This window comes from Flavobacterium sp. (assembly GCF_030146175.1).
Classification (GTDB): Bacteria; Bacteroidota; Bacteroidia; order Flavobacteriales; family Flavobacteriaceae; genus Flavobacterium.
Genome location: NZ_JASLCE010000093.1, coordinates 1 through 3,849 on the forward strand (window position 1 = coordinate 1; position 3,849 = coordinate 3,849).

Genomic DNA, 3,849 nt, shown 5'->3' on the forward strand with positions numbered 1-3,849 from the left:
ACCGCTTCGGGGCTTACGTATTACCGATTGGAACCGCCTATTATTCAGGGGCAAACGCATATGGATAATATCGATCCGGGAAATATTGATTCGTTAATCGCTACCGCTTCGGAATATCTGATCGACAACGGTACAGGTGAGAAAACGTTTAATGCGATTGTAGACTTATTGACTACGTTGCAACCGGTTTCTGTTTCCGTTTAATTCAACTTTTGATCAATATAAAAACCGGTCTTAGTCTTATAAGGCCGGTTTCTTTTTGGCTTTTAAAGCCGTATATAATTTTTCGTAAACCGGTGTTGCAACACCATAAATAAGCCCTTCGAAAACTACATAGCCGGTTAAAGCATCCAATTCGGTTTGTTTTTTTTTATTTTTAAAATCACTATGTAACGATGAGGTTGCGGCAAACGGAAGCGTTTCTATATTGGCTAAGGTAGTCGCAACACTATCTTCCGGTAGCGGTATGTGTTTGGCTTTGGCCAATGTGTAAACTTCTGTTAGCAGTGCTAGTAACGTATCGCGTTTGTCCGGATTTTCAAGGATTTCACCAACTGACTGATCATAAAAAGAAGTAGCCGTAGCGATGGCCGATACGAATATAAATTTTTTCCAAACTACCGATATGATATCCTGAGTTAGGGAGGCCTGAATTTCGGCTTGTTTTAAAAGCGTTTCCAGTTGTAAAAGACGTTCGTCCGATGCCTTATCGGAGCCAAAAAACAGACTTTCGATGTTTCCGCTATTGGTTACGATTCCGGGAGCCGACAGACGGGAAACCAGATAGATGCAGCCTTCCAACACTGTTATGTTTGGGTAATGACGCTTGATTTTTGGCGTACTGTCCAGTCCGTTAAGTAACGGAAGGATAACGGTTTTTTCGGTGATACAGTCTTGCAATTGTACTAATGTCGACTCCAGATCGTAGGTTTTTGTACACAGAATGATGTAGTCGGCTTTGTCAAGATCGGAAGGTGTATCGCTCGCTTTTTGCGGAAAAACAGTACTACTATCCGAGCCTTTCACAATCGTAAGACCATTGGCGCGAATCGCATCGAGGTTTTTGCCCCGGGCCAGAAATTGCACGGCTACACTAGTATCGTTTTGAAAGGCTTTCGCCAGTAGTCCGCCAAAATAGCCGCCAACACCACCGATTCCAGCAATTAATATGGTTGTCATCACATTTTATTTTTGTAGAAAGTTAAGCGAAAAAAATGGGTTGTCAAGATGTTTTTTAATGCTACCGGTTTCCCTAAAATTCCAAATACGATTACGTATCGGGATATAAGGAATCGCCCAAATAGGCCTTAAAAAAATCTTTTTTGTAAACTTCTCCCAAAGGAATTTCATTATCGCCCAGATAAAGGCTATGATGATCAAAAGAGTCAATCCGTTTTATATTTACCACATACGATTTGCTCACGCGTAGAAAAAGATCCTGTGGCATTTTCTGATGGATCGTTTTCAGGTTCATTGCGGTAATTAATTTTTGCGAGCCGGTATATAAAACGACATAATCTTTAAGTCCTTCGACATACAAAATATCCGTAAAATGGATTTTATAAAACCGACGGTCAGATTTAATGATCATAAAATCTTCCGTATTCGATTCCCATGTCGTTGTATTGGCTGTATCGGCCAATAGTTTTGTATAGGTTTCCGCTTTCTGAATAGCTCTTTGCAATCTCGATTTTTCGATCGGTTTTAACAGATAGTCGATAGCGTCCAAATCGTAACTTTTTAAAGCATATTGGGGATAGGCCGTGGTAAAAATAAGCAAGGTATTTTTGGGAAGTTGTTCTGCAAACTCCAGTCCGGAAACCATTGGCATTTCGATATCCAGAAAGATAAGATCGACTTTAGTGGTATTTAAAAATTGCTGCGCGGCCGGTGCATTGGCAAACTTTCCGAGTATGGTAAGATTCGACACTTCCTGAATAAGTGCTTCCATTTCGGCTCGGGCAAGAGGTTCATCATCTAATAGAATACAGTTCATAGGGGATTTTTAAGGTAACGTTATACGCCGATTTTGTATGGGCCAGGGTTAAGGTATGGGCTTTTCCGTATAAAAGATCCAATCGGCGTTTGATATTTAATAAACCCAAACCGCCTTTCTTTTTATCGACAGACGGAATATAGTCGGGATCTATCGAATTATAACAGTAAAAACAGAGCATCGTGCCCTCTGTTTCAATCCGGATCGTAATATCGGACTGGGCGCCGCTTATATTAATACTGTGTTTGACGGCATTTTCTACAAAAATGGTAAAAAGACTCGGCGGTAATAGCATATTGTTTATAACCGACGGATCGATCGAACAGGATAAAGTTACCGAAAGATTGTCGCGTCTGATTTTTTCCAGTTCGAGAAAGTTGGATAAAAAGTCAATTTCTGATTTTAGCGGAATTTTCACCTCATTATTTTCGTACAATTGATAGCGCAAAAACTCAGACAGTTGCAGGATCACTGTTGTGGCTTTGTCGACATCGGTTCGAACCAGAGCTTTAATCCCGTTGAGCATATTAAACAAAAAATGGGGATTGATCTGGTTCCGAAGCTCGTTTAGCTCCATAGTGAGCGTAATATTATTTAATTCATTGATGCGTTCCGTATCGATAGTCCATCGTTGAAATAATTTGATCATTGTAGTAACCAGGATAATTGGCATTAAAATGATGGTGCCTTCATAATAGCCGCGCAAATGATTATCATGCTTATGCCGTATCACAATGTATTCCGGATTATAAGCACCGAGTAAAATACCAATGATCATCATCCAGGCGATAACCAATGCCAATAAAAGTAAAATATACAAAAGGTAGCGGCCTTTAAAGAAAAACTGAGGAACGAGAAAGTACATATTAATATAACTCATCGCGATAATAGAACCGTATATACACGCAAGTCGGTAATAGTTATACGGACTTGGATATTCCGTTATTTCGCGGGAAAATGCGATAACGGCCAGAATTCCCGACAAGAGTACGAAATGGCGTAAAATCCGGTAATCGCTATCGATTATAAATCGAATAATCCAACTATTGCGGACTTCCTGTGTGTTGTATTCCATGTTTAAAAAAATAACCGGATCAAATGTAGGTTGAAAGTGCTATGCTATAAAAAAAATATACAAAACGCCATTCGTTTTATACAAAACGCAACAAAGTACCCTTTACGTATAAATTGCAAGGCGGTTGGTATAAAAAATAAAATGCAAAAGACCTAATCTTTTCCTTTGCCGGAATTAATAATCGAATTGTAGTCGTTTACCAACTTCCGGAGACTATTTGAGACAATTTGGATTAAAATCTTAAAAAACAAATGGTAGAAATGAAAAATGTATTTTTTGCAGTGGGACTTTTTTGTTTTACAACACCGATGTTATCTCAGGAAAACGACACAAAAAAACAGGATAGCGTGAGTATGGCTCGACGGGCATTGACTTATGGTGCGAATAAATTTGCAATTGTACGTCCTTTGAATATCGAATATACGACGGTAGCACCTTATAACTACACCTCCAAACTGGGAAATATAACCTTGCCGGAAAGTAAAGTTACCGACTTCTCGCAGCTAAAGGTAAGCACCACTTTTAATTTTATTAAAACACAAAAATGGATGCTCGGAGCGACCTTAGCCTATAATTATACCCGTACGGGAACCGATTTGACACTGCCGGAAGAACGAATCGATGGGATGCAGAAGGATTACCATTATCATTATGAAACGCTCAATTTTTCATATTTCTCAAAATTGTTCGGCAAAACAGCGGTGTTTACCTCGAGTTTGGTTGTTGATGGAAGTGAGCAACATTTTGAAAGGGTAAAAGGATTGGTTTCGGGAACTTT

At 39.3% G+C, this 3,849-nt stretch carries 4 protein-coding genes and 1 pseudogene; 2 read left to right on the forward strand and 3 right to left on the reverse strand.

Features of this window, described 5'->3' with window-relative positions:
• On the forward strand, window positions 1-204 hold a 204-nt coding region (locus Q1R07_RS10890), incomplete at its 5' end, for a hypothetical protein (protein WP_300489872.1).
• 36 nt (window positions 205-240) lie between these two features.
• On the opposite strand, the gene Q1R07_RS10895 is transcribed toward Q1R07_RS10890, so the two are convergent.
• The 3 genes from Q1R07_RS10895 to Q1R07_RS10905 form a co-directional block, all read right to left on the reverse strand.
• Window positions 241-1,179, reverse strand: a complete 939-nt coding sequence (locus Q1R07_RS10895; protein WP_300489874.1) for a 2-dehydropantoate 2-reductase — start codon at window positions 1,177-1,179, stop codon at window positions 241-243.
• 91 nt (window positions 1,180-1,270) lie between these two features.
• Window positions 1,271-1,996 (reverse strand): LytTR family DNA-binding domain-containing protein, encoded by a 726-nt coding sequence (locus tag Q1R07_RS10900; protein WP_300489877.1) that lies wholly within the window; start codon window positions 1,994-1,996, stop codon window positions 1,271-1,273.
• Window positions 1,974-3,071, reverse strand: coding sequence for a histidine kinase (locus Q1R07_RS10905; RefSeq protein ID WP_300489879.1), 1,098 nt, complete (start codon window positions 3,069-3,071; stop codon window positions 1,974-1,976). The genes Q1R07_RS10900 and Q1R07_RS10905 overlap by 23 nt, the downstream gene beginning before the upstream one ends.
• Window positions 3,072-3,331: 260 nt before the next feature.
• Between Q1R07_RS10905 and Q1R07_RS10910 the strand changes: the two are divergent.
• Window positions 3,332-3,849: pseudogene (locus Q1R07_RS10910) on the forward strand (hypothetical protein); the annotation flags it as partial.